The organism is Prevotella sp. C561 (genome assembly GCF_000224595.1).
GTDB lineage: Bacteria > Bacteroidota > Bacteroidia > Bacteroidales > Bacteroidaceae > Prevotella > Prevotella jejuni.
Genome location: NZ_JH114155.1, coordinates 44,860 through 69,088 on the forward strand (window position 1 = coordinate 44,860; position 24,229 = coordinate 69,088).

Below are 24,229 nucleotides of genomic sequence, written 5' to 3' on the forward strand. Positions count from 1 at the left end.
CTATTCATACTTTTTAGCACAACCCATAACCCTCTCTTTCTCTCTCTCCAACCCCGTATTTGTTGGTAGAGCGACGTAAGAGAGGGTTTTCTTATCACTTTTCTTGTTGTTTTATTTGCTTTTCTCAGTAACAAAGACTATATTTGCTGTCTTAATACTAAGGAAATCTAACTAAATGAAACACCTACTACTAAGCTGCCTATTGGGCCTTTTTAGCCTCACGTCTACAGCACAACAGCCTTTAGAATGGGACGAACTGTTAGAGGAACTCTATGCGACAAATGACGAGAATAGGGACGCATGGGAGGATGACTACGACGTCTTAGCCGACCTTGCAGCACATCCTTTGAATCTAAATACGGCAAGTAGGGAAGAACTTGCACGTATCCCGTTCCTCACAGCAGAACAGATAGAGGACCTACAAGCCTACGTCTATCAATATCATGGTATGCAGTCGTTGGGCGAATTGGCTATGATTGAGTCCTTAGATGCTCTCCGTCGTCAGCTTCTCCCTTATTTTGTCTATGTCTCACCAGTTGAGGAACAACGCAAATTCCCCTCCCTTAAAGCCATTGCTAAGGGTGGGAAGCACTGCTTCTTATTGACTGCGAATGTTCCGTTCTACCAACGAGAAGGCGACCGGCAAGGCTATCTTGGCTATCCCTATACCCATTCCTTCCGTTATTCTTTCCGTTATAGCGATTATGTTCAGGCTGGATTGGTGGGTGCACAAGATGCTGGCGAACCCTTCTTGGCGCATGGTAATGGCCTTGGATACGACCATTATAGCTTTTACTTACTGTTGAGAAAGATGGGACGGGTGAAGGCTTTGGCTATAGGACGCTATAAAGTGAGCTTCGGACAAGGACTTGTTATCAACAACTCCTTAGGTTTTGGGAAGCTTGCTATGCTCTCCATGTTAGGCAGACAAGCTACGGCTATTCGGGCACACTCCTCCCGCTCGGCTGCTAACTATCTGCAGGGAGCTGCTTCAACAATAGAGATTGCAAAGCACCTCAACCTCACCACCTTCCTTTCCTACCGTAGTATAGATGCCACACTGACTGACGATGGGACTATCAAGACCATCCTTAAAACAGGTTATCACCGTACTTTGCGTGAAATAAGCCGTAAAGATGCAGCTTCCCAATTAGCTGCTGGCGCACACGTCGGTTGGTCGTCTGGTGCACTTAGCCTCAGTTTGTCAGGCGTTTATAGCCGTTTTAATAAGGATTTAACCCCTAATACGTCTTTATATTACCGTCATTACGCCCCCGCAGGTAATGACTTTTGGAACGTAAGTGTCGATTATAGCTATCAACACCCACGTTGGGCGTTGACTGGGGAGACGGCAATAGATGGTAAGGGACACATAGCTACGGTGAATAACCTTTCTTTTCAAGCCGCTCATAACCTGTCGCTTCTTGCTGTGCAACGCTATTATGACTATCAGTACACTGCCCTCTTCGCTCGTAGCTTTGGTGATAACGGAACGGTTCAGAACGAGAGTGGCTTGCTCATCGGTGCTAACTGGGGGCTAACTCGTGGTTTGTCGCTCATGGCTTACACTGATTTCGCCTATTTCTCACACCCTCGTTTTGGTGCACATACAGCCAGTAAGGCGTGGGATAATCTACTGATGCTTACTTATAGTCGGCAACGTTGGTCGCTCTTGGCCCGTTATCGCCTTCGAATACGTGGGAGAGACAATGCTGATAAGACGATGCTTCTAAACGAGGTGGCGCAGCGTGGGCGTCTTGCCTTGACCTATTCTGCAGCTTCTTTAGCCTGTAAGAGTCAGTTGGATGTCGCTACAAGCAGTAGTGTAAAGCGTAGTATCGGCTATATGGTGAGTGAGTCAGGAACATGGAAACCCCTTTCATGGCTCACGCTGAATGGTATGATTGGTTATTTCCAAACGACAGATTTCGCCTCACGTATCTATGTTTACGAGCGTGGTCCACTCTATTCTTTTAGTTTTCCTGCCTTCTTTGGTAAGGGTATGCACTATAGTCTGTTTGCTCGGGCAGACTTATCGAGCCGTCTTATGATTATTCTTCGCAGTTCAACCACGCATTATTTCGACCGTGATCACATATCTTCTGGACTTCAGCAAGTCAACTCCTCAACGCTAAGTGGACTCGATATTCAATTGCGTTGGCGGTTTTAGGTGTTGATACTTGCTGTGGTTACGATTTATGGGGACGATAGTGTAGGGCGTTATTCACCAAAAGCTTCATAGTTTCCCATCCATAAGAGCATTGGAAAATGGCGTCGGTAACGATAAAGAGAGAAGTCACCTTTGTCGTCAAATGCCGTAAAATCGAATTGATGTGTGGCTTGATACTTTGCAGTAGAATTGTGTTCTTCAACGTAGATGTTCGTCAAACAGGGTTGTCCATCAGACATATTGATAAGGAGTTGATAGTAATATTTGTATCCTTGTCCACCCTCATAACTCAGTTCTATACCCTCTTTTCCTGTCCTAATATCCTCAAAACTTAGCATTGTATCCGCCTCCGTGTTACGGATAACATTGCTATAAACCCATCTTTTTCCCTTGTATTCAATGGCAAGAAGACGGTCGGTAAAGATCGAATCTGTGATGCTGTCTATGCTTGTCGTCATTGTTATTGGAGACAAAATAGCGGCATTCATCCCCCTGAAAGATGCTTCACCCGTCTTCACATAGAAGTTAGATATCTTAAAACCTTTCCATGTATAAAATCCCTTCCAGCGGTTTGGTGTAGGACAACTAAGCGTTATGGTGTTATTCGTAAAGCTTGTCAGGTGTTGAATTGGCTTCCCATAATATTCCATAACCGTATCAGCATCGACATCATATCCGTCCTCTATCAGTGGATTATCTGCCTTTTTGCTTGTCTTTGTGGTATCGGCAGAAAGGTTGCAAGCCATGCAACTAACAGCAAACAGCGTAAATAATAAAAAGTAGAAACCCTTTCTTCTCATATTCCTAACCCTCTTTTGTTTTATTCTTAACCATCGATTCTATTCTTTCCTATGGTTGCAAAAGTAATTAAAAGTACCGATATAAACAAGTCGAGACCATGCTTGCCGAATTATTTTCATGAAAAAAAATATTTTTTGTCGTGAAAATAAATATTTATCTTCATGAAAATAAATTCTTCTTGTCATGAAAATAATTCGCAGGAGAGAATTGTTGTGCTATTGATCTACCTTCTTTTTGATAAGTAGACACATACAATTTGGTGATAATAAAAGGTGTTTTCTGTCTTTTGTTATCCTTTTTTTATCTATATTTGCAGATGAAAGCAATACTATATACGACATGAAACAAGTCAGTAAGATAATTCTTTGTTTGCTCTGTGTGGCAATGGCGTTGGCAGGTTGCCGTGATAAGGTGCGGTCAAAAGCCGATGCAGCCGACCCTCAAGCCGCAGTAAGGCAGTCAATGAAGCGTATATCAAAGGTGGAAAAACAAGGAGATATGCATCAATATGATGTTGCTGACCAGCAGCGAATAACTGATTTCATTCCCAAAGGTTATAAACTCTTTGAGAAGATATCGGGTGATTTAAACAAAGATGGGCTTGAAGACTGTGTGTTAATCATCAAGGCAACACGCAAGGATGGCTTCGTAAAAAACAGTTTTGATAAAGTGGTAGACCGTAACCGTAGGGGAATTATCATACTGTTTACCGAGAAAAATGGTTATAAACTTGCGTCGAAGAATTACAATTGCTTCTCATCAGAGAATGAAGATGGAGGTAATTATTTTTCTCCAGAACTGTGGGTAGAGGAGAGAAAAGGGAATCTTTATTTGCGTTATTGTCATGGTCGGTATGGTTATTGGGAGTATTGTTTCCGTTATCAGAACTCAGATTTTATGCTTATAGGCTATGAAGTGTCTCATGATCGTGGACCAGTAGTCTTATTTAAAACGAGCATCAACTTTCTTACAGGCATCGTATATGATGATGAGAATATTAATGCTGACAAGTATGATGCAGATTCTGATGATGACTCAGAAATAGATGAAGTGTTCAAGAGGACTGTCGTTAAGTTGAAGAAAAAGCCATTAATGAAACTCTCGGAAATAGAAGATTTCGACGAACTAAGGTTTGAATAGTTATCTTAAACAAAGGGATTACGAATAAAAGAGTTTATATGTTGTCGTTTTGTTCTTAGTTTTAGAAAAGGTTCCTTTTATCGCTTTTGGTAAATAAAACGCGTTGAATATGTTGGTTTTAAGGGCTGTGTAGAGTTATCGAGCGCTTGCCTTTAAAACATATAGAGCGTAAGAATCGGCTCAAAATACCATTCCTTCTACTCGTTTTTAGGTTCGCCTTCAACGTTAAGTGGACTTGTATTCAATTGCGTTGGCGGTTTTAATTGTTGAAAGGTGATGTGAGTATGACTGATAAAGGGATGAGTGTAGGGCGTTATTCACCAAAGGCTTCATAGTTTCCCATCCGTAAGAGCATTGGGAAATGGCGTCGGTAACGATAAAGAGAGAAGTCACCTTCGTCGTCAAACGGCGTAAAATCGAATTGATGTGTGGCTTGATACTTTGCAGTAGAATTGTATTCGTCAACGTAGATGTTCGTCAAACAGGGTTGTCCATCAGACATATTGATAAGGAGTAGATAGTCATATTTGTATCCTTGTCCAGCCACATAACTCAGTTCTATACCCTCTTTTCCTGTCCTAATCTCCTCAAAACTTAGCATTGTATCCGCCTCCGTGTTACGGATAACATTGCTATAAACCCATCGTCTTCCCTTGTATTCAATGGCAAGAAGACGGTCGGTAAAAATCGAATCTGTGATGCTGTCTATGCTTGTCGTCATCGTTATCGGAGACAAAATTGCGGCATTCATTCCCTTGAAAGATGCTTCACCCGTCTTCACATAGAAGTTAGATATCTTAAAGCCCTTCCATGTATAAAAGCCCTTCCAGCGGTTTGGTGTAGGACAACTAAGCGTTATGGTGTTATTCGTAAAGCTTGTCAGGTGTTGAATTGGCTTCCCATAATATTCCATAACCGTATCAGCATCGAGATCATATCCGTCCTCTATCAGTGGATTATCAGCCTTTTTACTTGTTTTTGTGGTATCGGCAGAAAGGTTGCAAGCCATGCAATTAACAGCAAACAGCGTGGATAATAAAAAGTTGAAAGTCTTATTTCTCATATTACTAACCCTCTTTTGTTTTATAATTAACTATCGATTCTATCCTTTCCTACGGTTGCAAAAGTAATTAAAAGTACCGACATAAACAAGTAAGAACCATGCTTGCCGAATTATTTACGCAGAAGGATAGTTCAAGGAGATATTTGTTGGTATGGTGTACAAGTTTCTATTTGTTGGTAAGACCTCTTATCTCCCTATCAAAATCAGAGTCTATTTTTTGTGTCTTATTGAATATATCATATTCATTTTCAGCCTTTTCTTTAGCTTGTAATGCTGAAATATGACCTTTGTCAGGCAGGATTTTATATTGACGGAAAGTAAGGAAAGCATCAACACTCTTAGCGAAATCAGACATCGTGAATGTATTCTCTCGTTCAACTAAATCCTCAATATAATCAAAGAATCCTGTGACAGCTCTCTCTAATTGTCTTATTTGAATCTCAGATAAGTAGTTTTTGGCTATTGTAACATCTGATTTCAGTATTCGTCCATTTGGAGAATTTTTCCAAGTTGTTAGTCCCATGTGTTCTTGGTTGTGGTCGGCTTTTGTGTATATAATCTCAGCTGCAGTCTGTCCTGTGATTGCATAGTGGAAACGATTTTGTATCATGGAATAAAACTCTCGTGTTGTTGGCGCTTGTTTGTCATAGTCTGTGCTACATTCTGCATAGATATCTGTTATCTGTTGCCAAATACGTCGTTCGCTTGCGCGGATAGAACGAACACGTTCTAAGAGTTCTTTGAAATAGTCTTTTCCGAAAATCTCCTTTCCTTGTTTGAGGCGTTCATCATCTAATATAAACCCTTTATGGATATATTCTTTTAATATACCAGTTGCCCATTTGCGGAAATTAGTTGCCTTAATAGAATTTACACGATAACCAACAGAGATGATTGCGTCAAGATTATAGAATGTCAATTCTCTATTAACGTTACGTTTTCCTTCTTTTTGAACTACCGAGAATTTCTCGGTAGTTGATATTTCGCTTAATTCTCCTTCCTTGAAAATATTTCTCAGGTGTAGCCCTACATTATCTACAGTACAATCAAAAAGCTGTGATATAGCTTTTTGTGTCATCCATAAAGTTTCATCCTTGACAAGTACTTGTACGTTTTCACCACCTTCAGGACTATTGTATAGTAGGAATTGTATTTCGTTGTTCATTTATTTATACGCTGCTAATGGTTATATTTTTCTATTACAAAAATAAGAATTTGAGGTTAAAAAAACAAGTATTCAGTATTATTCTTTTAGATATTAAATCACAATTTGAATTATAAGAGGGTATTGTATAAAGAATTTTAAGTTTTGCGTATAAGCCTCGAGCGTTTGCCTTTAAAACATATAAAGTGCAAGAATCGGCTCAAAATACTATTCTTTTTACTTGTCTTTAGGCTTACGATGAGCCGATAATTCGCTTTTTATTGCTATATTTGCACCGATTAAGGTTTGTAAGTCATGAATGAATCAAGAGATATATTGCAATATCTGCATTATCATCCACTCTCTTCTCGTGGTGATATTACTACAGGAACGGCTTTCAAAGGTAGTGATGCGACTTTGAAACGTATGATAGCAGCAGGCATTAAGGCAGGTGATATCGTGGCAGAAGGAAAGGCACGTGCTACTCGTTATAGGCTTTCTCCCCAAGCTCAGTTGCTGATGCCACTCAATCTTGATACTTATTTCGCGCTTGAAGTGGATGAACGACAAGTGCAAAGCAGTTATAATTTTGAGCTAATTAATGGTCTACTTGCAGAAACAAGACTTTTCTCTGACAAAGACCAGGTCGACCTTGATGCATTACAAGAAGAATTTCGGCAGCATATCAGTGAGTTGACTGATAATGAGTATCGTAAGGAGATGGAGCGATTAGGAATTGACCTTAGTTGGAAATCTTCACAAATAGAAGGTAACACATATACTTTGCTTGAAACAGAACGTTTGCTCCGTGAGAGCAAGACAGCTGAAGGTAAGTCGAAAGAAGAGGCTGTGATGCTACTCAATCATAAGGATGCTTTGAGCTTTGTCCTTGACAACCCAGACTATCTAAAGGAACTAACGGTTAGTCATATAGAGGATATTCACCAATTACTAACAAAGGATCTCTCTATAGATAAAGGTCTTCGTCGTCATCGTGTGGGCATTACAGGTACTAATTACCACCCTTTAGATAATGAATTCCAAATCCGTGAGGCTATGAGAGAAGCCTGTGAACTAATCAATAGTAAGTCTAATATCTTTGAGAAAGCCCTACTCACACTCGTACTTCTGTCTTATATTCAACCCTTCTCAGATGGGAATAAGCGCACAGCACGTATTACGAGTAATGCAATACTTATTGCTAATGACTATTGTCCACTTAGTTTTCGTTCTGTAGACTCAATAGACTACAAGAAAGCTATGCTTATCTTTTATGAGCAAAATAACCTTTATGCTTTTAAGCAAATATTCATGGAACAGTTTGAGTTTGCCGTAAAGGAGTATTTCTAATATGTAATATGTATGTGTCTTTGGACTTTCAATTACTGTCTATGAGATGTAAAGGTGAGAAGGAGAGCAGAGTTTAGTTTGAAAGTGAGAGATTTCTTTTCTTCAAACTACGATGTAAACAAAAAGAGTCAGCGAACTTAGCGTATTATTCTAAGGTATTGAAACTTAATAAAAAAGGCAATTATAACGTGTGGAGATGCACACATTATAATTGCCTTTTAAGGTTATTTGAAAAAAGCCGATTAGGCTTATCTTATCCCACCTGACTACCTGGCTTCACCTCACCCATAGTTGTTGTTACGGAGAGGGAACCATCGAAGTTAACGGCAGAGAGTATCATTCCTTGGCTCTCGATGCCCATCATCTTACGAGGAGCAAAGTTTGCAACGAAAAGAACGTCCTTACCAGTGAGCTGCTCTGGCTCGTAGTAGGCAGCAATACCACTAAGAATCGTGCGCTCAACACCCGAACCATCGTCGATAGTGAACTGCAAGAGCTTCTTACTCTTCTTCACCTTCTCGCATTTAATGATATGTCCTACACGGATATCAAGTTTCTCGAAATCCTCAAAAGGAACATCTTTCTTGATAGGTTCAGCCTTGTAGGAAGCGGCTTTGTTAGCCTTCTTAGTCTCTTCCAACTTACGCAACTGCGCCTCGATGGCCTCATCGTCAATCTTGTCAAAGAGTAGTTCTGGTTTAGCCAACTGCTTTCCAGCTGGGAGGAGATCGGTAGAACCGAGTTCACTCCAGTTATACTCCGTCATGTTAATCATCTCACGAAGTTTCTTACTACTAAATGGCAAGAATGGTTCGAAGGCAATACTGAGGTTGGCAACGAGCTGAAGCGAGATGTAGAGAATCGTCTCCACACGCTTAGGGTCGGTCTTCCAAAGCTTCCAAGGTTCTGTCTCAGCGATGTATTTATTACCGATGCGGGCGAGGTTCATAGCCTCCTTCTGTGCCTCACGGAACTTAAAGATTTCAAGATAAGCCTCAACCTTCTCCTTGACATCCTTAAACTCTTGTATTGTCTGGCGGTCAATCTCCTCTAACTCACCACAGGCAGGAACCACACCGTTCCAATACTTCTTTGTTAACTGTAGTGCACGGTTTACGAAATTACCGTAGACAGCAACGAGTTCAGAGTTGTTGCGCTCTTGAAAGTCTTTCCATGTAAAGTTGTTATCTTTGGTCTCTGGTGCGTTAGCAGTCAGTACATAACGTAGTACATCCTGCTTTCCTTCAAAGTCACGGAGGTATTCGTGGAGCCATACCGCCCAGTTTTTACTTGTAGAAATCTTATTATCTTCGAGGTTAAGGAACTCGTTGGCGGGTACGTTATCAGGTAAGATATAGTCGCCATGAGTCTTTAGCATGGTTGGGAAGATGATACAATGGAAGACGATATTATCTTTTCCAATGAAATGAACGAGACGTGTCTCTGGGTCTTGCCACCATTTCTGCCATGTACCGAAATGCTCTGGATCTTTCTCGCAAAGCTCCTTCGTGTTTGATATATAGCCAATTGGCGCATCGAACCATACGTAAAGAACCTTACCCTCAGCACCCTGTACAGGAACAGGAATACCCCAATCGAGGTCGCGGGTCATAGCACGTGGCTGCAAATCCATGTCTAACCAGCTCTTACACTGCCCATAAACGTTTGGTCGCCACTCCTTGTGATCCGTCAATATCCACTGCTTCAGCCACTCTTGATAGTCATTCAGAGGGAGGTACCAGTTCTTTGTACGCTTGATGACAGGCTGTGAACCTGAGATAGTAGAGTGTGGATTCTTCAGTTCCATAGGGCTTAAGTCACTGCCACACTTCTCACATTGGTCGCCGTATGCATTTGGATTACCACAGTGAGGGCACTCACCCATGATATAGCGGTCGGCAAGGAACTGGTGAGCCTCCTCATCATAGTACTGCTCACTCTCCTGTTCAACGAGCTTGCCATCATCGTATAGCTTACGGAAGAAGTCTGAAGCGAACTTATTGTGCGTCTCGCTTGTAGTGCGACTGTAGATGTCGAAGGAGATACCAAACTCCTCAAACGAGTCTTTAATGAGCTTATGATAACGGTCACATACGTCCTGTGGGGTGATACCTTCCTTCTTAGCACGGATGGTGATAGGCACTCCATGCTCGTCACTACCACAGATGAAAGCTACTTCACGGTTCTTCAATCGGAGGTAGCGTACGTAGATGTCAGCTGGAACATACACTCCGGCAAGGTGTCCTATATGCACACCACCATTCGCATAAGGCAATGCGGCCGTCACAGTAGTACGCTTGAATTTCTTTTCTTCCATATCTGTTTGATTGTTGTTTTATACGTGCAAAGTTACTGTAAATAAGGTAAACGACAAAAGAAATATAGATAAAAGCCAATAGTTAGTTCTCTTGTTACCGTGATTTTATTTACCTTTGCACTCGTTTTAAGTATTTATAAGAATGACTCAGGATAACAATTGCAGTAATGCAGCACACCATAAGCTTAGCTTGGTGGGTGTTCTTGTGACCTTAGGTATCGTGTTTGGCGATATTGGTACGTCTCCTTTGTATGTGATGAAGGCTATTGTCAGGGCAGGAAACCCTGTCAATGCAGAGTATATCATTGGTGCTGTATCATGTATTATATGGACTTTAACTCTCCAGACAACCGTTAAGTATGTCTTAATAGCCCTTCGTGCAGACAATAAAGGGGAGGGTGGAATACTCGCTCTGTATGCTTTAATACGTCGACATAGTCGTAAGTGGTTTTATCTCTTAGCCATTGTCGGAGCCAGTACACTGATAGCTGATGGTGTCATAACCCCTTCTATCACTGTACTCTCTGCTATTGAAGGATTAAAAGTATATGAGCCAGAGACCCCCGTAGTGCCTATTGCCCTTTGTATTGTTACGATATTGTTCTTTATTCAACAATTCGGAACAAACATGATCGGTAAGTTGTTTGGTCCATTGATGTTCGTATGGTTCTCTATGTTAGGCGTATTAGGAGCCATGCATGTCGGTGATTATATCCCTATTCTGCAAGCTTTCAATCCCTTATATGCCATTCGTTTGCTGACGAGCAACCCTGAGTGGTTCTTAATCTTGGGTGCAGTGTTCCTCTGTACGACTGGTGCTGAGGCCTTATATTCCGACTTAGGGCATTGTGGAATTAATAACATCCGCACGAGTTGGGCCTTTGTTAAGGTCATGTTAATCCTCAACTATCTTGGTCAAGGGGCTTGGATAATTGCGCATGCTAATAGTCTTCCTGCAGGAACGAACCCTTTTTATGCCATCATGCCCCACGGCATGCTCTTTTTCGGTATCGTCATGGCAACGATAGCAGCCATCATTGCGAGTCAAGCATTGATTAGTGGGTCGTTTACTATCTTCAGTGAAGCAATGAACTTGAAGTTTTGGCCACGTCAGAAGATTAAGTATCCGACCGATGTTAAGGGACAACTTTATATCCCATTTGTCAATATGTCGCTCTTTATCTTATGTGTGATTGTGATACTTTTCTTCAAGAGTTCGGAACGAATGGAGGCTGCTTACGGCTTGTCAATCACGATAACCATGCTCATGACCACCTTCCTCTTGAGTGCTTATCTTACTATTCGTCGGGTAAATCGTTGGCTAACACTCCTGTTCCTTATCGTCTTTGTCGGTTTGGAGAGTATCTTCTTCGTCGCAAACATGGCAAAGTTTATGAATGGAGGTTGGGTAACCATGCTTCTTGCCAGTGTGATGATAGCAATCATGTATGTGTGGTATAATGCCACAACCATTCGTAATTCGCAGATACAGATACGTGATGTTCGTGAATCGTTCAGTATTATTTCCGATATTAAGAACGATGAGTCAATCCCTAAGTATGCGACAAATATTGTCTATCTAACCAAGCTTGGGGGTAAATACGACATCGAACAGAAGATTCTCTATTCAATCATTAACAAGCATCCAATGCGTGCTGACCATTATTTCTTGCTGCATATAGACTATCAAGACAGTCCTTCAACACTGGAATATGACGTCACCACACTTGTTCCCGATACTCTTTACCGTATCAACCTACGGTTAGGATTCCGCATCCATCCACTTGTCAATCGTTATTTCAGGCAGATAATAGAGGATATGGTGGCTAAGGATGGCTTCTCACTTGCGTCGTCTTATCCGTCATTGGCTAAGCATAATGTGATGGGAAACTTTGTCTTCGTACTTATTAATAGGATTTACTCTGCCTTCACTTCTTTCTCTTTTAAGGAGCGACTCATTATGGATGCCTATGAATGGATAGACCATTTGAAGTTGAGCATGAACCGCTCTTTAGGTCTGAACACAAGTAATGTGCTGATAGAGAATGTGCCGCTAACAGTGAAGGTACATACAAAGAAGGGTGGAGACGGTATTCCAAGGGTTGAAAGAATAGAAGAAGAGGAGGAGTAGAGAGCCCCGATACTTATAAAGGAGTATCGAAACTCATTCGTCTCTGAGTGATAGGATGAGTGAACTCAAGGTACTCTGCGTGTAGCCAAAGGCGTTCAGCTCGCTGTCCGTAGAGGTTGTCTCCTATGATAGGGGTGCCCAATCCGTCTGGATGAGCACAATGAACGCGCAGCTGGTGGGTACGACCAGTCAGCGGATAGAGTTCAATCTTCACTACTTTCAATGTTTCTTTTCCGTATGTTGTCTTACCGATAAGGCGATACTCGGTGATAGCTGGCTTCCCATTAGTCCTATCAACACGCTGCCGAGGACGGTCGTCTGGGTCGGGAGAGAGCGGGATGTCTATCCGTCCCTCTGCTGGTAACTGCTTTTCGAGGACAGAGAGAGGAAGCAAAGCAACATACTTCTTCTTGACAGTTCGCCTAATAAACTGTGCTTGCAAAGCCTTGTGAACTTCAGAAGTACGTGCAACAACGAGTAAACCACTTGTTGCCATGTCTAATCGATGTACCATGAACGCATCGCTCTTACCCTTCCATCGCTCGCAAAGAATACTATAAATGGATGCTTGATTGCCTTTTCCAGGAACAGAAAGTAAGCCCGACGGTTTGACAACTACTGCAAAATAATCGTCTTCGTAGAGTATTTTTAGTCTTTCAGAAAGAGCTAATTCGGTTTCATAATCTGTCCTATTGCAATCCTTATCGTCAACGTCTATCCCTTCCAACATCCACTTCAAGATCGGTTTACACTTTCCATTACAAGCAGGATAGTAGTTTCCATGCTGTCTTATCTCGGTTTTTGGCGATGGTCCCCACCAAAACATTGCCATGCTAATAGGCTTATAACCATGAAGAAAGGCATATTGTAAGAGCTTTGGTTCACAGCATTCTCCTGCGCCAGAGGGCGGGAGTAGTGAGGGAGCAAGACACGCTTGGGCTGCTCGTTCAGTAGCGGTTTCGTTTGTGACATAGGCCGCCTTCGTGCGAGCAGGACTATTTTTTAGATAGTAATCACGGAAGATATCGAGTAAGTTCTTACGTTCTCCGCGTGCATTGAGTAGTGAGAACTGAGAGAAAAGCCAACGTTGTAGCCTATCAGATTTCATCTTGCGCTCTCGCTTCCATGCATTTATCTGTTCTTGATAGGAGTCTACAATAGCCTGTGCAGCGGTAATCTGCTCAGTATAAGCCTTTTTCTTACGTTGCAATTCGGCTTTAAGAAACTGGCTCTGACGTGTCATCTCGTTTCGTTCTGCCTCTGAAATAAAAGCCTCCTTACGGCGTTTGTCACGTAAGAACTTAGCTCCTTGCATCACTCTCCGTGCTTCGTCGATAGCCTTTTCAGCCTTCTGTCGAATTGTCTTTAAGTCTTCTTGTGCCTGTTGATAGGCTGTTGAGGCTTTTAGTTGGGCTATCTTTTGATTCAATTGGGTAATCTCTGCCTCATGAATCTTGAAGTAACCATCGGGTTGAAGATAGTCGAAGACAGCAGGGACAAAGTCTTCTCCCTCATCAGCTATCTGTCCTGAGTAGGCTTGCAGATAGCCTATCTGTTCGTCTCGTTCAACAATCAGCACGCCATACATCTTCCCCTCGGTAGGTGCAATGGGTAGCTTTGCCTGCAGCAGCTTGACAGCAGTGCGACAAAGTGTGTCTGGTTCGTAATCGAAAGGATTATTAAACCGAGCGGGTAGGGACTGTTCTGATAGGATAGGATGGAACTTCATGGTGCAAAGGTAAGGAAAAGTTGACGAGTAGACAAGCTGACGAGTAGACGAGTTGATTGTTTTGGAGTTGACAAGTAGACAAGTTTACGAGTGAACAAGTTACTTGCTTTTGAGGAAATATGAAGATTGTTGGAGAAATGAAAAGCAACAATAAAAGGAAAAAACACGCTTTTCTCTTAGAAAAACATTACTTTTGTCGCTATGAAAAAATACTTACTTGTATTTCTGATGCTGATATGCTGTGCTTTATCTGTGAAGGCACAGCAACAGAACGAAGGTGGGAAGACCCGCCCAAAGGTGGGACTTGTACTCGGTGGCGGTGGTGCAAAAGGTGCTGCAGCCATAGGAGTACTGAGAGAGTTAGAGCGGGCCAAGATACCTATCGACTATATTGCAGGGACGAGTATAGGGGCAATTATAGGCGGACTCTACGCTCAAGGTTATCGGGCAGATGACCTCGATAAGCTTTTTCGGTCGCAGAATTGGTTGTCGTTATTGGCTGATAGAGATACAGCTCTTGTAGGAAAGATGTACAAAGAAGAGGATGGTGTGGTCTATGTCTTCGGCTTCCCTGTTCATAAGAAGGCGGATGTTGGTGGACAGAAAGGATTTGGCATCTTACATGGCGACCATGTCTACGACTTTCTTGACAGCCTTGTCAGTCGTTCGCCTGTGCAGCGTGGTGCTCTCCGAAAGGCTATTCCCTTTGCATGTGTAGCCTATGATATTCGTTGCCAACAAGAGATAATTCTCGATACAGGGTCTGTTGTGCGGAATATGCGTGCCAGTATGGCTATCCCTGGGGCGTTTAAAGCCATACGAATCGACACGCTGATGCTGGTAGATGGTGGTATGAGTAACAATCTTCCAGTAGATGTTGTGCGCAAGATGGGGGCAGACGTGGTGATAGCTGTCGACCTTCAGCAACGTAAGTATGATGACTATCATTCGCCTTTCGCCTTTCTGAAAGGTATGGGTGGTATTCTGAAGTGGTTGGCCGAACGGCCAGATATAAAGAAATATAATGTCAATCGAACGCAAGCCGACCTTTATATTAATCCTGAGTTAGGTCGTTATGGTGTCACCGACTTCAATAAGAAGGCCATAAAAGACATCCTTCGAATAGGCGAAGAGACAGCTTTGAAGCATCGGACGCAGATTAGTTCGGTGTTAAAAGGTATCGGTGTGCGATAGAACTGTTTCCTTATAAGTAAGGCGTTAGTGCTTTACGATATATTAACTAACGCCATTCTTCATCGTTCCAAACTATCTTCTCTTATGGTACGGATACTCCGCACAAACTGTCCGGAGGCCCCGGACAAAGTGTCCGAGTACTCCGGACAAACTGTCCGAAGGCTTCGGACAAAGTGTCCGGACGCTTCGGACAACTGAAGAGAAGCGTTCTCTTGGTTCCAATCTACCTTTGTAAGGTGTCAAAAACATCAATTTCTTCCCATTTCATCGATAGTTTTAGTCTTCGAGAGGGTGCGAAGTATAGACTGAGAACAAGAAATTTATGGTTCTGTTTGAGTAAGTTTCTGCTTACAAAGAAGAGTATAGAGGAGTGGAGTTAACTGTTAAAAATGTATCTATTGCGCTTTTGTTAGTTGTTAAAATATATTTTTGGTGCTTATAACTCATGTTGTATTTTTTGTATAATACGGATTATAAGTCGTTGATAGTCAGTGAAGAGTATTTGTAAATTCATTTGTTTAACCTTTTATCCTTACCATATAGTCTAATTTTCGTGTATCTTTGCATACACCTTCTAAGATAAGGAGTTTCCGTTATAACGACAGGGAATAATTTTAAAAACATAAATCAAATTAACAATCATGAAACCATTGCAAACTGAGACCAGTTCATGGCGTAAGGTACTTGCCCTATTGGTGGGTCTAATATGCACCTTGAACGTAGCGGCTCAAAAACTCAATGTTAAGGGATCGGTAACCGATCAGAATGGAGAACCAGTCATTGGCGCAACCATTATGGAGGAAGGTACCAAGAATGGTGTGGTGACGGATATTGATGGTAACTTCTCTCTATCTGTTGCAAGTCCTAAATCTCGACTCCGTGTGACCTACATCGGTTACAAGACACAGGATTTACCAGTAAACAATCAGACTGATTTTAAGATTAAGTTGCAGGAAGACGCTGCTAACCTTGATGAGGTCGTTGTCGTTGGTTACGGTACGATGGATAAGAAAGAGTTGACCTCAGCTGTCTCTCACGTATCTTCTAAGAACTTCACACAGGTAGCAAGTGTAGACCCATCTATGATGATTCAAGGTAAGGTGGCAGGTGTTAGTATTACCAATACTGGTGCTGGTGACCCTAACAATCAGGCAAGTATTCAGGTGCGTGGTGTCTCATCTCGTGCTGCAGGACTTGGTCCATTGATTGTCATCGATGGTGTTCCTGGTGGTAACTTAACCAACCTCAATCCGAATGACATTGAGAGTTATGATGTCTTGAAGGATGGTGCTGCATCAGCAATCTACGGTACTCGTGGTTCTAATGGTGTTATTCTCGTAACGACAAAGAAGGGAGCTCGTGACGGAAACTTGCACACCTCTTATAGTGGATCTATCGCTTTAGATGTCATTAAGAAGGACCTTGATATGCTCTCAGCTGATGAGTATCGTGCCAACCGATTGGCTTCTGGTACTGGTTATGACCTTGGTGGTTCAACAGACTGGATGAAGGAAGTGAGCCGAGTAGGTGTTCGCACTGTTCATACATTGACGCTTAGTGGTGGTAATATCAAGTCTAATTACCGTGCATCGGTAGACTATCGTGATGCAAAGGGTATTGATAAGTACTCTGGTCGTCAGGAGTATGGTGCTCGTATCAGCTTGAACCATACAACCAACAGCGGTTTGATAACCTTCGGTTTGAATATCGCTCCACGTGTTGCCTATCGTAAAAACGCAACTTGGGATGTGTTCCGCAATGCCTTGGAGGCTAACCCAACTACTCCCATCTGGGATCCACAGAACCCTGCGCTGTACTATAACTTTAAGGGACAGCCTGCTGACTGGAACCCTATTGAGCAGGAGAAGAGACGTAAAGATACTGGTACAACAAAGTTGATTGACTGGGATGGTACCGTTAAGTTGAATCTCTTCCCATTGTTATTGACCAATCCTGGAAAGCAGGTGTTGACTACACAGTTGACATTCGCTGACCATCAGTATGATAACTATAACCAGTGGTTTAGTCCATCAACCAACACCCGTACGATTAATGCAGGTCGTGATGGTGAAGCATCACAGAATTATAAAAAGGAATCTCTCCATAGTTTGGAGTGGATTAACAACTATAGCAACTCTTTTGGTAATCACAACTTTAAGGCTATGTTTGGTTACTCTTATCAAGAGGCTCTCTACTCTGGCTTTAATGCAGAGAACAAGGACTTCCCTAACGATGCTCTTGAGGACAACAACTTAGGAACAGGTAAGTTCATGAAGAAGAAAGACGAGCTTGGTATGGGTTCTTATAAGAATGGTTACAAGCTGATTGCATTCTTCGGACGTGTAAGCTATGACTGGAAAGGACGCTATATGTTGACAGCTTCTTTGCGTCATGAGGGTTCAACAAAGTTCGGTGAGCATTACAAGTGGGGTAACTTCCCAGCTGTGTCTGCAGGTTGGCGTATCTCTGACGAGGCTTTTATGGCAGGAACAAAGAGCTGGTTGACCGACTTGAAGTTCCGTGCTGACTTCGGTGTGACAGGTAATCAGGACTTCGAATCATACAAGTCACTTGACACAATGCAGGGCTTTGGTTATTATATGTATAATGGTAAGTCTTATCAAGTATGGGGTCCTGGTAAGAATCCAAACGATGACTTGCACTGGGAGAAGGGTAAGAACTGGAACGTCGGACTTGATTGGGCGTTGTTCAATGGTAACCTCTTCGGTTCTTTCAACTATTTCAATCGTACACAGCAAGACCTCTTGGGTGATTATAATGTGACAGTTCCACCATATTTGTTTACGACAACTTTCGTGAACGTAGGTACTATGCGTAACAGTGGTTTCGAGTTTGATGTAACTTGGAATGCTATTAAGAAGAAGGACTTCACCTATACACTCAATGTTGTAGGAGCAACAATGGGTAATGAGTTCGTTAAGTTCAGCAATAGTAAGTTTGTTGGTCAGGACTTCTATTACATGGTTAATACACAGGATCCATACCCATTCCATACACTGCAACGTATCGAGAAGGGACGCCGTATCGGTAGCTTCTATATGTGGAAGTATGCTGGTATCACTCCTGATGGTAAGTGGATTGTTTATGACAAGGATGGTGATAAGGTCTTAGCAGACAATGCTACAGATGACGATCGTCAGTTTGTTGGCAATGGTCTTCCAAAGTTCACGGGTTCTATGACACATAGTTTCCGTTATAAGAACTTAGATGCTTCATTGTTCTTCCAGACAGCTTTGGGCTTTGATATCTTCAATATCCATGACTTCTATTATGGTATTAAGAACTTCCAAGGTAATGTAATGGATAAAGCATATAGTAAGAACCTTGCAGTAACACAGAACCCTATCGTCTCAGACTACTTCCTTGAGCCTGGTGACTACTTGAAGCTCTCTTCTGTAAGTCTTGGTTATACCTTAGATATGAAGAAGAAGTATCTTAGCTCTGTTCGTATCTATGCAACAGCAACCAACCTCTTTACGATTACGAAGTTCTCTGGTGTAGACCCTTCTACCTATCAGTTGAATGGCTTGACACCAGGTGCTACGGGTTCACGTACATACTATCCATCAACACGCCAGTTCATGTTAGGATTGCAAGTTGACTTCTAAAACAATCGTTCAATCATTTAGATAATGAAAAGCAATGAATAAGTTATATAAATACGCAGCATTGTTAGCAGTGCCTGCGGCTCTTATGACAGCCTCAAGTTGTACTGATCTTAGTGAGACACTGTACGACCAAGTGGCATCAAGCAACTATTATAATACGAAGGATGACGTTATTCGTGCAGTACTTCGTCCATTCGAACATGGCTTCTGGAGTATCCAGAGTCGCCATGTATTGAATGAAGAAACAGCCGACCAATTGATTACTCCTACCCGTGAAGACTGGTGGGATGATGGTGGTCGTTGGGTTCGTATGCACCGCCATAAGTGGATTAACACGAATGGTGAGGCTCAGTCTGAGTTCAATGGTTGCTATCAAGGTATCGGACAGGCTAATAAGGTAATCGAAGACCTTAATACACTCTCTGCGTCAAAGTTTGGTTTTTCTGAAGCAGAGTTTGCTAACCTTCGCGCACAGAACCACGTTCTCCGCGCATGGTATTATCTTCGTCTGTTAGATGCGTTCCGTAATGTCTACTATTCAGTTGGCTTCAAAGACCTATCACAGAACTCTAAAGGCCAGGTTCCACCACGTCAGATCTTCGACTTTATAGAGAAAGAATTGAAGGATGCTTTACCTGATTTGGTTAAGAAGGCTTCCCTCGGTGGTAATGGCAACATTGAAGGTCAGTGGACACAAGCTGGTGCAGCTGCATTGTTGGTTCGCTTGTATATGAATGCACAGGTTTATGTTGGTGAAGACCGCTATGCTGATGCAGAGAAGTATGCACAGGACATTCTTGATGGTAAGTATGGTACATACGCTGTAGCTGACCGTTGGGACGCTGCTTTCGATTGGGATAATGACAAGTGTGATGAGGTTATCTTCGCATTCCCAAGCTCTCAGGGCGAGACACACTGGCACTACAAGGGTGATGTTTATTGGTGGACTACTCCATCTAAGGCCAATGACTGGCTGAAGGATAAGAAATGCAAGGAGGGTTCACACAACCTCAAGTACTCTGCTTCACCATCTTATAACCCTAAGGGAGAGAAGTATAACTTCGAGTTAGGTATGCCTATCGCTCAATTTAAGAAGTATCCATCAGACGTTCGACTAAAGATGTACAAGAACTTAAACAATGGTCGACGTGAGGGTATGTTCATCTTCGGTAAGATTCAATATATTGATGATGACGGACATCCACAGTATTTGAAGGATCACAACGGTAGATATGTTCTTGACATACGTGATGCTGTTGGTAAGTTCGGTGCTACTGATGGTAGCAAGTGGCTCAATAAGACTGAAAGTAGACTTGAGGATGGTGACGACAACTCTGGTTGGATGTTCGCTAAGTATCCTCTCTATCCAGATACTGAAGAGGACCTTCAGCTTGAAGCAGACTACTGTGAGATACGTCTCCCAGAGATTATCTATAGCCTTGCAGAGTGTAAGCTGCGCAAGGGAGATGCTACTACAGCAGGTAAACTCTTGAACATGGTACGCAAACGTAACTATCCTTCTTCTGATTGGAGCACTGTTCTCTATGCTCCAGAAGGTACAGCAACCCTCGATATGAAGGAGATGTTGGCAGAGTGGGGACGTGAGTTCTTCGCAGAGGGACGTCGCCGTATCGACTTGATTCGCTTTGGTAAGTTCGAAGATGCATGGTGGGATAAGGAGGCAGATGCCGATAAGCACATCGAAATCTTCCCATTCCACCCAGACATCATGGGTGCTCATAAGGACATGAAGCAGAACCCTGGTTATGATGGCAACTAATTTATTAAATGATTAAAACCTATTCGTAAGATGAAATCAATAGTTAAATATGGTATGGCGCTATTGGCTCTTTTAGCGCCAATAACCTTCCAATCATGTCATGATGATAAGGATATCGTGGTCATCACAGAAGAGCTTCCATTGAAGGTCGACCATCTCTATATGGTGGGCGATGCTACCCCTGCTGGGTGGAGCATTGACAATCCATACGAGATGACACGTGATGAGAATAATAAGTACCTCTTTACTTATCACGGTAAGCTAAGGACGGGTGAAATTAAGTTGCCACTCTCTAAGGGTGATTGGAGTGCCACATTCGTTTACGCACCTGCTGCTAATACTGAAATCAATGATAAGGGCGTAGCCAGTGATGCGATAGACATTCGTAAAGGTGGTGCTGATAATAAGTGGAAGGTGACTAAGGCTGGTATTTATACCTTCGCTGTCGACCTCCGCACACGTAAGCTTACTGTTACTTATGAGGGCGAAGAACCAGCTGGTCCAATCGTTCCTATCGAGACAGAGTGGTTGTCATTTATCGGTAATGCAACGCCCTACGGTTGGGATATTGATGGCTTGAAAGCAAAGGTACAGGACGGTTCTGCTAAGTTTGCTAAGACCTCTTCTAATCCATTACAGTTCACTTATGAGGGTCATTTAAACTTAGGTGAGTTCAAGTTGTCATTTGACAAATCAGATGGATGGAACAACATGATTCAAGCACCTGTAGCTGATTGTGAGTTCAACCATGATGGTCCTGCAAAGCAGGGTATGGTTGTTGGTGGCGATGACAATAAGTGGAAGGTAACAGAAGCTGGTACTTATACTATTGTATTCGACCTCACAAAGCATGAGATTAAGGTAACGAAGTTTGTCGCTGATGCACCTGCTCCAGCTGCACCATCACCTTGGGATACTGAGAATGTATATATGATTGGTAGCGCAACTCCTGCTGGTTGGGTAACTGATAATGGTGTTGCTTTCACTAAGTCAGGCGATCATCTCTTCTCTGTTGAGGTTCAGTTGGCTGAAGGTGAGATGAAGTTCATGCTTGATAAGTCTGGTTTCTCTGATGAAAAGCCTTACTTCTTCGCTTCAGCAGAGAATACTGAAGTGAACGAACAGGGTGTTGCTAACGATGCTCTTGCCTACGGTACGGAGAAGAGCTATGGTGACAAGAAGTGGAAAGTGACCAAGGCTGGTAAGTATAAGTTGACACTCGACTTAAAGAATAAGAAGTTTAAGGCAGAGTACTTAGGTGCATAACTCCACTAATATAATAAGGTAGCTGCAAGATTTTAGGCTTACACTCCTGATACAAGAGTGTAAATAGAGATACGACAAATGTCGACTCTTGCAGCTACCATTTAATAACTACTTATGACAGAATAAACAACAATGAAGAAATATATATTTGCAAGTTTAGCATTCGCAGCTTTGCTATCCAGTTGTAATAGTAATGAGTGGGATGTCACCAGCGACTTGAGTGTCGATAAGCAGGACCCTACTGTTGGCCTTACACCTGTTGCAGAAAAGGAAGGTATGGATTATGCTCCTCTTTATTGGAGTGTATATGGTAACCTCCGAGCACAGGAAAAGGCAGGCTCATTCCCAAATATCTTCACAGAGAACGACTGGGATGAGACAATCGATTATGTAGTCACTAACCTCAAGTCACATGGCTATGATATGCTTGTTACTGATGGCTTCGCTGCCATGGGCGGTGATGATGGTTACATGACACGTTACAGTCACTCTACAAAGGATGAAGGTTCTCCAGAGATACCTTTGACTACTATCGTTGCAAAGCTGAAAGCGAAGGGTCTGAAGTTAGGTGTGTATGACAGTCCATTCTGGTTACACTATTCTAACCCTAATGCTATCATCCCAGGAACAGACTCTATCACAGTAAGCAGTCTTGGTTATGACCCAGCAAAGGACAAGGATGTGAAGTATCCTACGGCTAAAGAGCAGTTCGGTTGGGTAATGACTGACCACCCAGGTGCAGAGCAGTTCTTTGAAGGTTTCTTCAAACACTATGCTGACTTAGGCGTGAAATTCGTGCGTATGGACTTCCTTTCTTGGTACGAGGATGGAATGAATTATACCGACGTTATCGATAAAGGCTTTGGTCGTGAGCGTTACGTGAAGGGTATGCAATGGATCAACAAATATGCACAGAAGTATGGTGTGTATGTTTCTCTTGTAATGCCACACTTACGCAATGACGCTATCATTGAGAAGTACGCTGGTAACATGGTACGTATTGATGCCGATGCACTTGAAGGTAGTTGGTATCGTTTCTCAGATAACAACCGTGGTAGCCTGCGTGGTGGGTGGCCTAATTCAGAGAACGCATTTGATGGTTTCATCAACTGGTCAAAGATCTCTGGTCGTAAGAAGATACGTCTTGATGGCGACTTTATTCGTATTGGAAGCTATGCGGACGACAATGAGAAGATGTCAGTTATCTCTCTTCCTTTGATGGCAGGTGGTCCTATCTCTATCACAGATATGCCAACTGGTAATGATTTGACCTTCTTCCAGAATGACGAGTTACTCGCTTTGCAGAAGGACGGCTTTGTCGGTAAGCCATTGGCGCGTAACCTTTGGAACACAGATGGTGAGGTATGGTACGGACAGATGAAGGATGGCTCTTGGGTTATCGGTCTCTTCAACCGTGATCAGGCAGCTGCAACTCGTTCTATCGACTTGACAAAGGTGGGTATTACTGGTACTTGGTCTGCACGTGACCTTTGGAAGCATGCTGATGAAGGTACTGTAAGCGATAAGATTGAGGCAGTCATCCCTGCACATGGCTGTAAGATTATTAAGCTGACAAAGTAAGTAATGACAACTGCTGTCCCATCATTGCGACAGAGTTATTATAAGAATCGAACCAGTTGGACGTATCCAGCTGGTTCGATTTCTTTATGTCCTATTCGTAATAGAATAGGTTTCTTCCGTAAAGTAAATAGGTTAGCCGTGTGCCTTCATCACCTTATTATATATGCTAACTCATCTCTATTGTTCCATCCTTACTAACCTTCAAGCGTGGCTTAGGCGTTGGCTTAGGTTGTGGTTGAGGATTGGGCTTAGTGACGGGAGTGGGCTTGCGTTGTGGAGCGGGTTTAGCCTTAACAGGTCTCGGTGCTGTTGGGCGTTGTCTAATGGGAGCTTTCCTTGTAGGTTGATGAGTAGCCGCATTCTTCTTGTTGGGTACTATTCTGCTCTTCAGCTCACCACCAACATAAGTACCATTAGGTCCTTTCGTCCGATACGCATAGAACGTACCTTTAGGGAGATATACAGTATCTTCGACACATAGACCATCATCGTAACGTGCGTGTTCGATAATCTTTTGCCCAGTATCATCGTACACGTAGGTCATTCCCTGTAGTAGTCCATTCTCGTAGTTCTCAATGTAGTCAAGATAAGGATTTGCACTGGGACGATTCATCTTTTGGTACTTGATGAGCTTACCCTGCTTCTTCCCTTTGCTGTAACTCACAATGCTTTCGATGTTACCAAATGCATCGTAATACTTCACCAGCCCATCCCTTAGACCGTCCTTATAGTCTTCTTCCATGAATAAGCGACCATCTTCCATATAACTAACACAATGCCCTTCTAGTAGACCCGTCTCCTTATTTTCATATGTAATCGACTTTATCTGTCCGTTGTCATAAGACTCTACTATCTTCTGTACCTGTGCGTTACTTGCTAAAGGTAGTGCGATTAGAGAGAGCAGAAGTAATTTTATCTTTATCATATTATATTC

Annotated in this window: 15 protein-coding genes; 9 read left to right on the forward strand and 6 right to left on the reverse strand. The window is 42.6% G+C overall.

Annotated elements, in window-relative coordinates:
- Positions 1-175 precede the first annotated feature (175 nt).
- Positions 176-2,170, forward strand: a complete 1,995-nt coding sequence (locus HMPREF0666_RS13955) for a helix-hairpin-helix domain-containing protein (protein WP_009013009.1) — start codon at positions 176-178, stop codon at positions 2,168-2,170.
- A 50-nt stretch (positions 2,171-2,220) separates the two neighbouring features.
- Here HMPREF0666_RS13955 and HMPREF0666_RS13960 read toward each other — a convergent pair whose 3' ends face one another.
- Positions 2,221-2,970, reverse strand: coding sequence for a hypothetical protein (locus HMPREF0666_RS13960; protein ID WP_009013010.1), 750 nt, complete (start codon positions 2,968-2,970; stop codon positions 2,221-2,223).
- 340 nt (positions 2,971-3,310) lie between these two features.
- Between HMPREF0666_RS13960 and HMPREF0666_RS13965 the strand changes: the two genes are divergently transcribed.
- Positions 3,311-4,111 carry a hypothetical protein gene (locus HMPREF0666_RS13965; protein ID WP_009013011.1) on the forward strand — a complete coding sequence of 267 codons (801 nt, stop codon included), beginning with the start codon at positions 3,311-3,313 and terminating at the stop codon, positions 4,109-4,111.
- 313 nt (positions 4,112-4,424) lie between these two features.
- On the opposite strand, the gene HMPREF0666_RS13970 is transcribed toward HMPREF0666_RS13965, so the two are convergent.
- Positions 4,425-5,174 carry a hypothetical protein gene (locus HMPREF0666_RS13970; RefSeq protein ID WP_009013012.1) on the reverse strand — a complete coding sequence of 250 codons (750 nt, stop codon included), beginning with the start codon at positions 5,172-5,174 and terminating at the stop codon, positions 4,425-4,427.
- 166 nt (positions 5,175-5,340) lie between these two features.
- Positions 5,341-6,339, reverse strand: coding sequence for a virulence RhuM family protein (locus tag HMPREF0666_RS13975; protein WP_009013013.1), 999 nt, complete (start codon positions 6,337-6,339; stop codon positions 5,341-5,343).
- A 294-nt stretch (positions 6,340-6,633) separates the two neighbouring features.
- Between HMPREF0666_RS13975 and HMPREF0666_RS13980 the strand changes: the two genes are divergently transcribed.
- Positions 6,634-7,668 (forward strand): Fic family protein, encoded by a 1,035-nt coding sequence (locus tag HMPREF0666_RS13980; protein WP_009013014.1) that lies wholly within the window; start codon positions 6,634-6,636, stop codon positions 7,666-7,668.
- A gap of 253 nt (positions 7,669-7,921) precedes the next feature.
- On the opposite strand, the gene metG is transcribed toward HMPREF0666_RS13980, so the two are convergent.
- Complete coding sequence (metG, locus tag HMPREF0666_RS13985) at positions 7,922-9,985, reverse strand: methionine--tRNA ligase (RefSeq protein WP_009013015.1); 2,064 nt, start codon at positions 9,983-9,985, stop codon at positions 7,922-7,924.
- 142 nt (positions 9,986-10,127) lie between these two features.
- On the opposite strand from metG, the gene HMPREF0666_RS13990 reads away from it, so the two are divergent.
- Entirely contained in the window at positions 10,128-12,116 is a 1,989-nt protein-coding gene (locus HMPREF0666_RS13990; RefSeq protein ID WP_009013016.1) for a KUP/HAK/KT family potassium transporter, read from the forward strand.
- Between the two features lie 13 nt (positions 12,117-12,129).
- On the opposite strand, the gene HMPREF0666_RS13995 is transcribed toward HMPREF0666_RS13990, so the two are convergent.
- Entirely contained in the window at positions 12,130-13,845 is a 1,716-nt protein-coding gene (locus HMPREF0666_RS13995; protein WP_009013017.1) for an RluA family pseudouridine synthase, read from the reverse strand.
- Positions 13,846-14,046: 201 nt separating this feature from the next.
- Between HMPREF0666_RS13995 and HMPREF0666_RS14000 the strand changes: the two genes are divergently transcribed.
- The 5 genes from HMPREF0666_RS14000 (at position 14,047) to HMPREF0666_RS14020 (ending at position 23,295) form a co-directional block, all read left to right on the forward strand.
- Entirely contained in the window at positions 14,047-15,039 is a 993-nt protein-coding gene (locus HMPREF0666_RS14000; RefSeq protein ID WP_009013018.1) for a patatin-like phospholipase family protein, read from the forward strand.
- A 641-nt stretch (positions 15,040-15,680) separates the two neighbouring features.
- Entirely contained in the window at positions 15,681-18,668 is a 2,988-nt protein-coding gene (locus HMPREF0666_RS14005) for a SusC/RagA family TonB-linked outer membrane protein (protein WP_009013019.1), read from the forward strand.
- Between the two features lie 34 nt (positions 18,669-18,702).
- Complete coding sequence (locus HMPREF0666_RS14010) at positions 18,703-20,448, forward strand: RagB/SusD family nutrient uptake outer membrane protein (protein WP_009013020.1); 1,746 nt, start codon at positions 18,703-18,705, stop codon at positions 20,446-20,448.
- A 30-nt stretch (positions 20,449-20,478) separates the two neighbouring features.
- Positions 20,479-21,714 (forward strand): SusF/SusE family outer membrane protein, encoded by a 1,236-nt coding sequence (locus HMPREF0666_RS14015; RefSeq protein WP_009013021.1) that lies wholly within the window; start codon positions 20,479-20,481, stop codon positions 21,712-21,714.
- Positions 21,715-21,846: 132 nt separating this feature from the next.
- Positions 21,847-23,295 carry a hypothetical protein gene (locus tag HMPREF0666_RS14020; RefSeq protein ID WP_009013022.1) on the forward strand — a complete coding sequence of 483 codons (1,449 nt, stop codon included), beginning with the start codon at positions 21,847-21,849 and terminating at the stop codon, positions 23,293-23,295.
- 166 nt (positions 23,296-23,461) lie between these two features.
- On the opposite strand, the gene HMPREF0666_RS14025 is transcribed toward HMPREF0666_RS14020, so the two are convergent.
- Entirely contained in the window at positions 23,462-24,220 is a 759-nt protein-coding gene (locus HMPREF0666_RS14025; protein ID WP_009013023.1) for a toxin-antitoxin system YwqK family antitoxin, read from the reverse strand.
- Between the last annotated feature and the right edge of the window lie 9 nt (positions 24,221-24,229).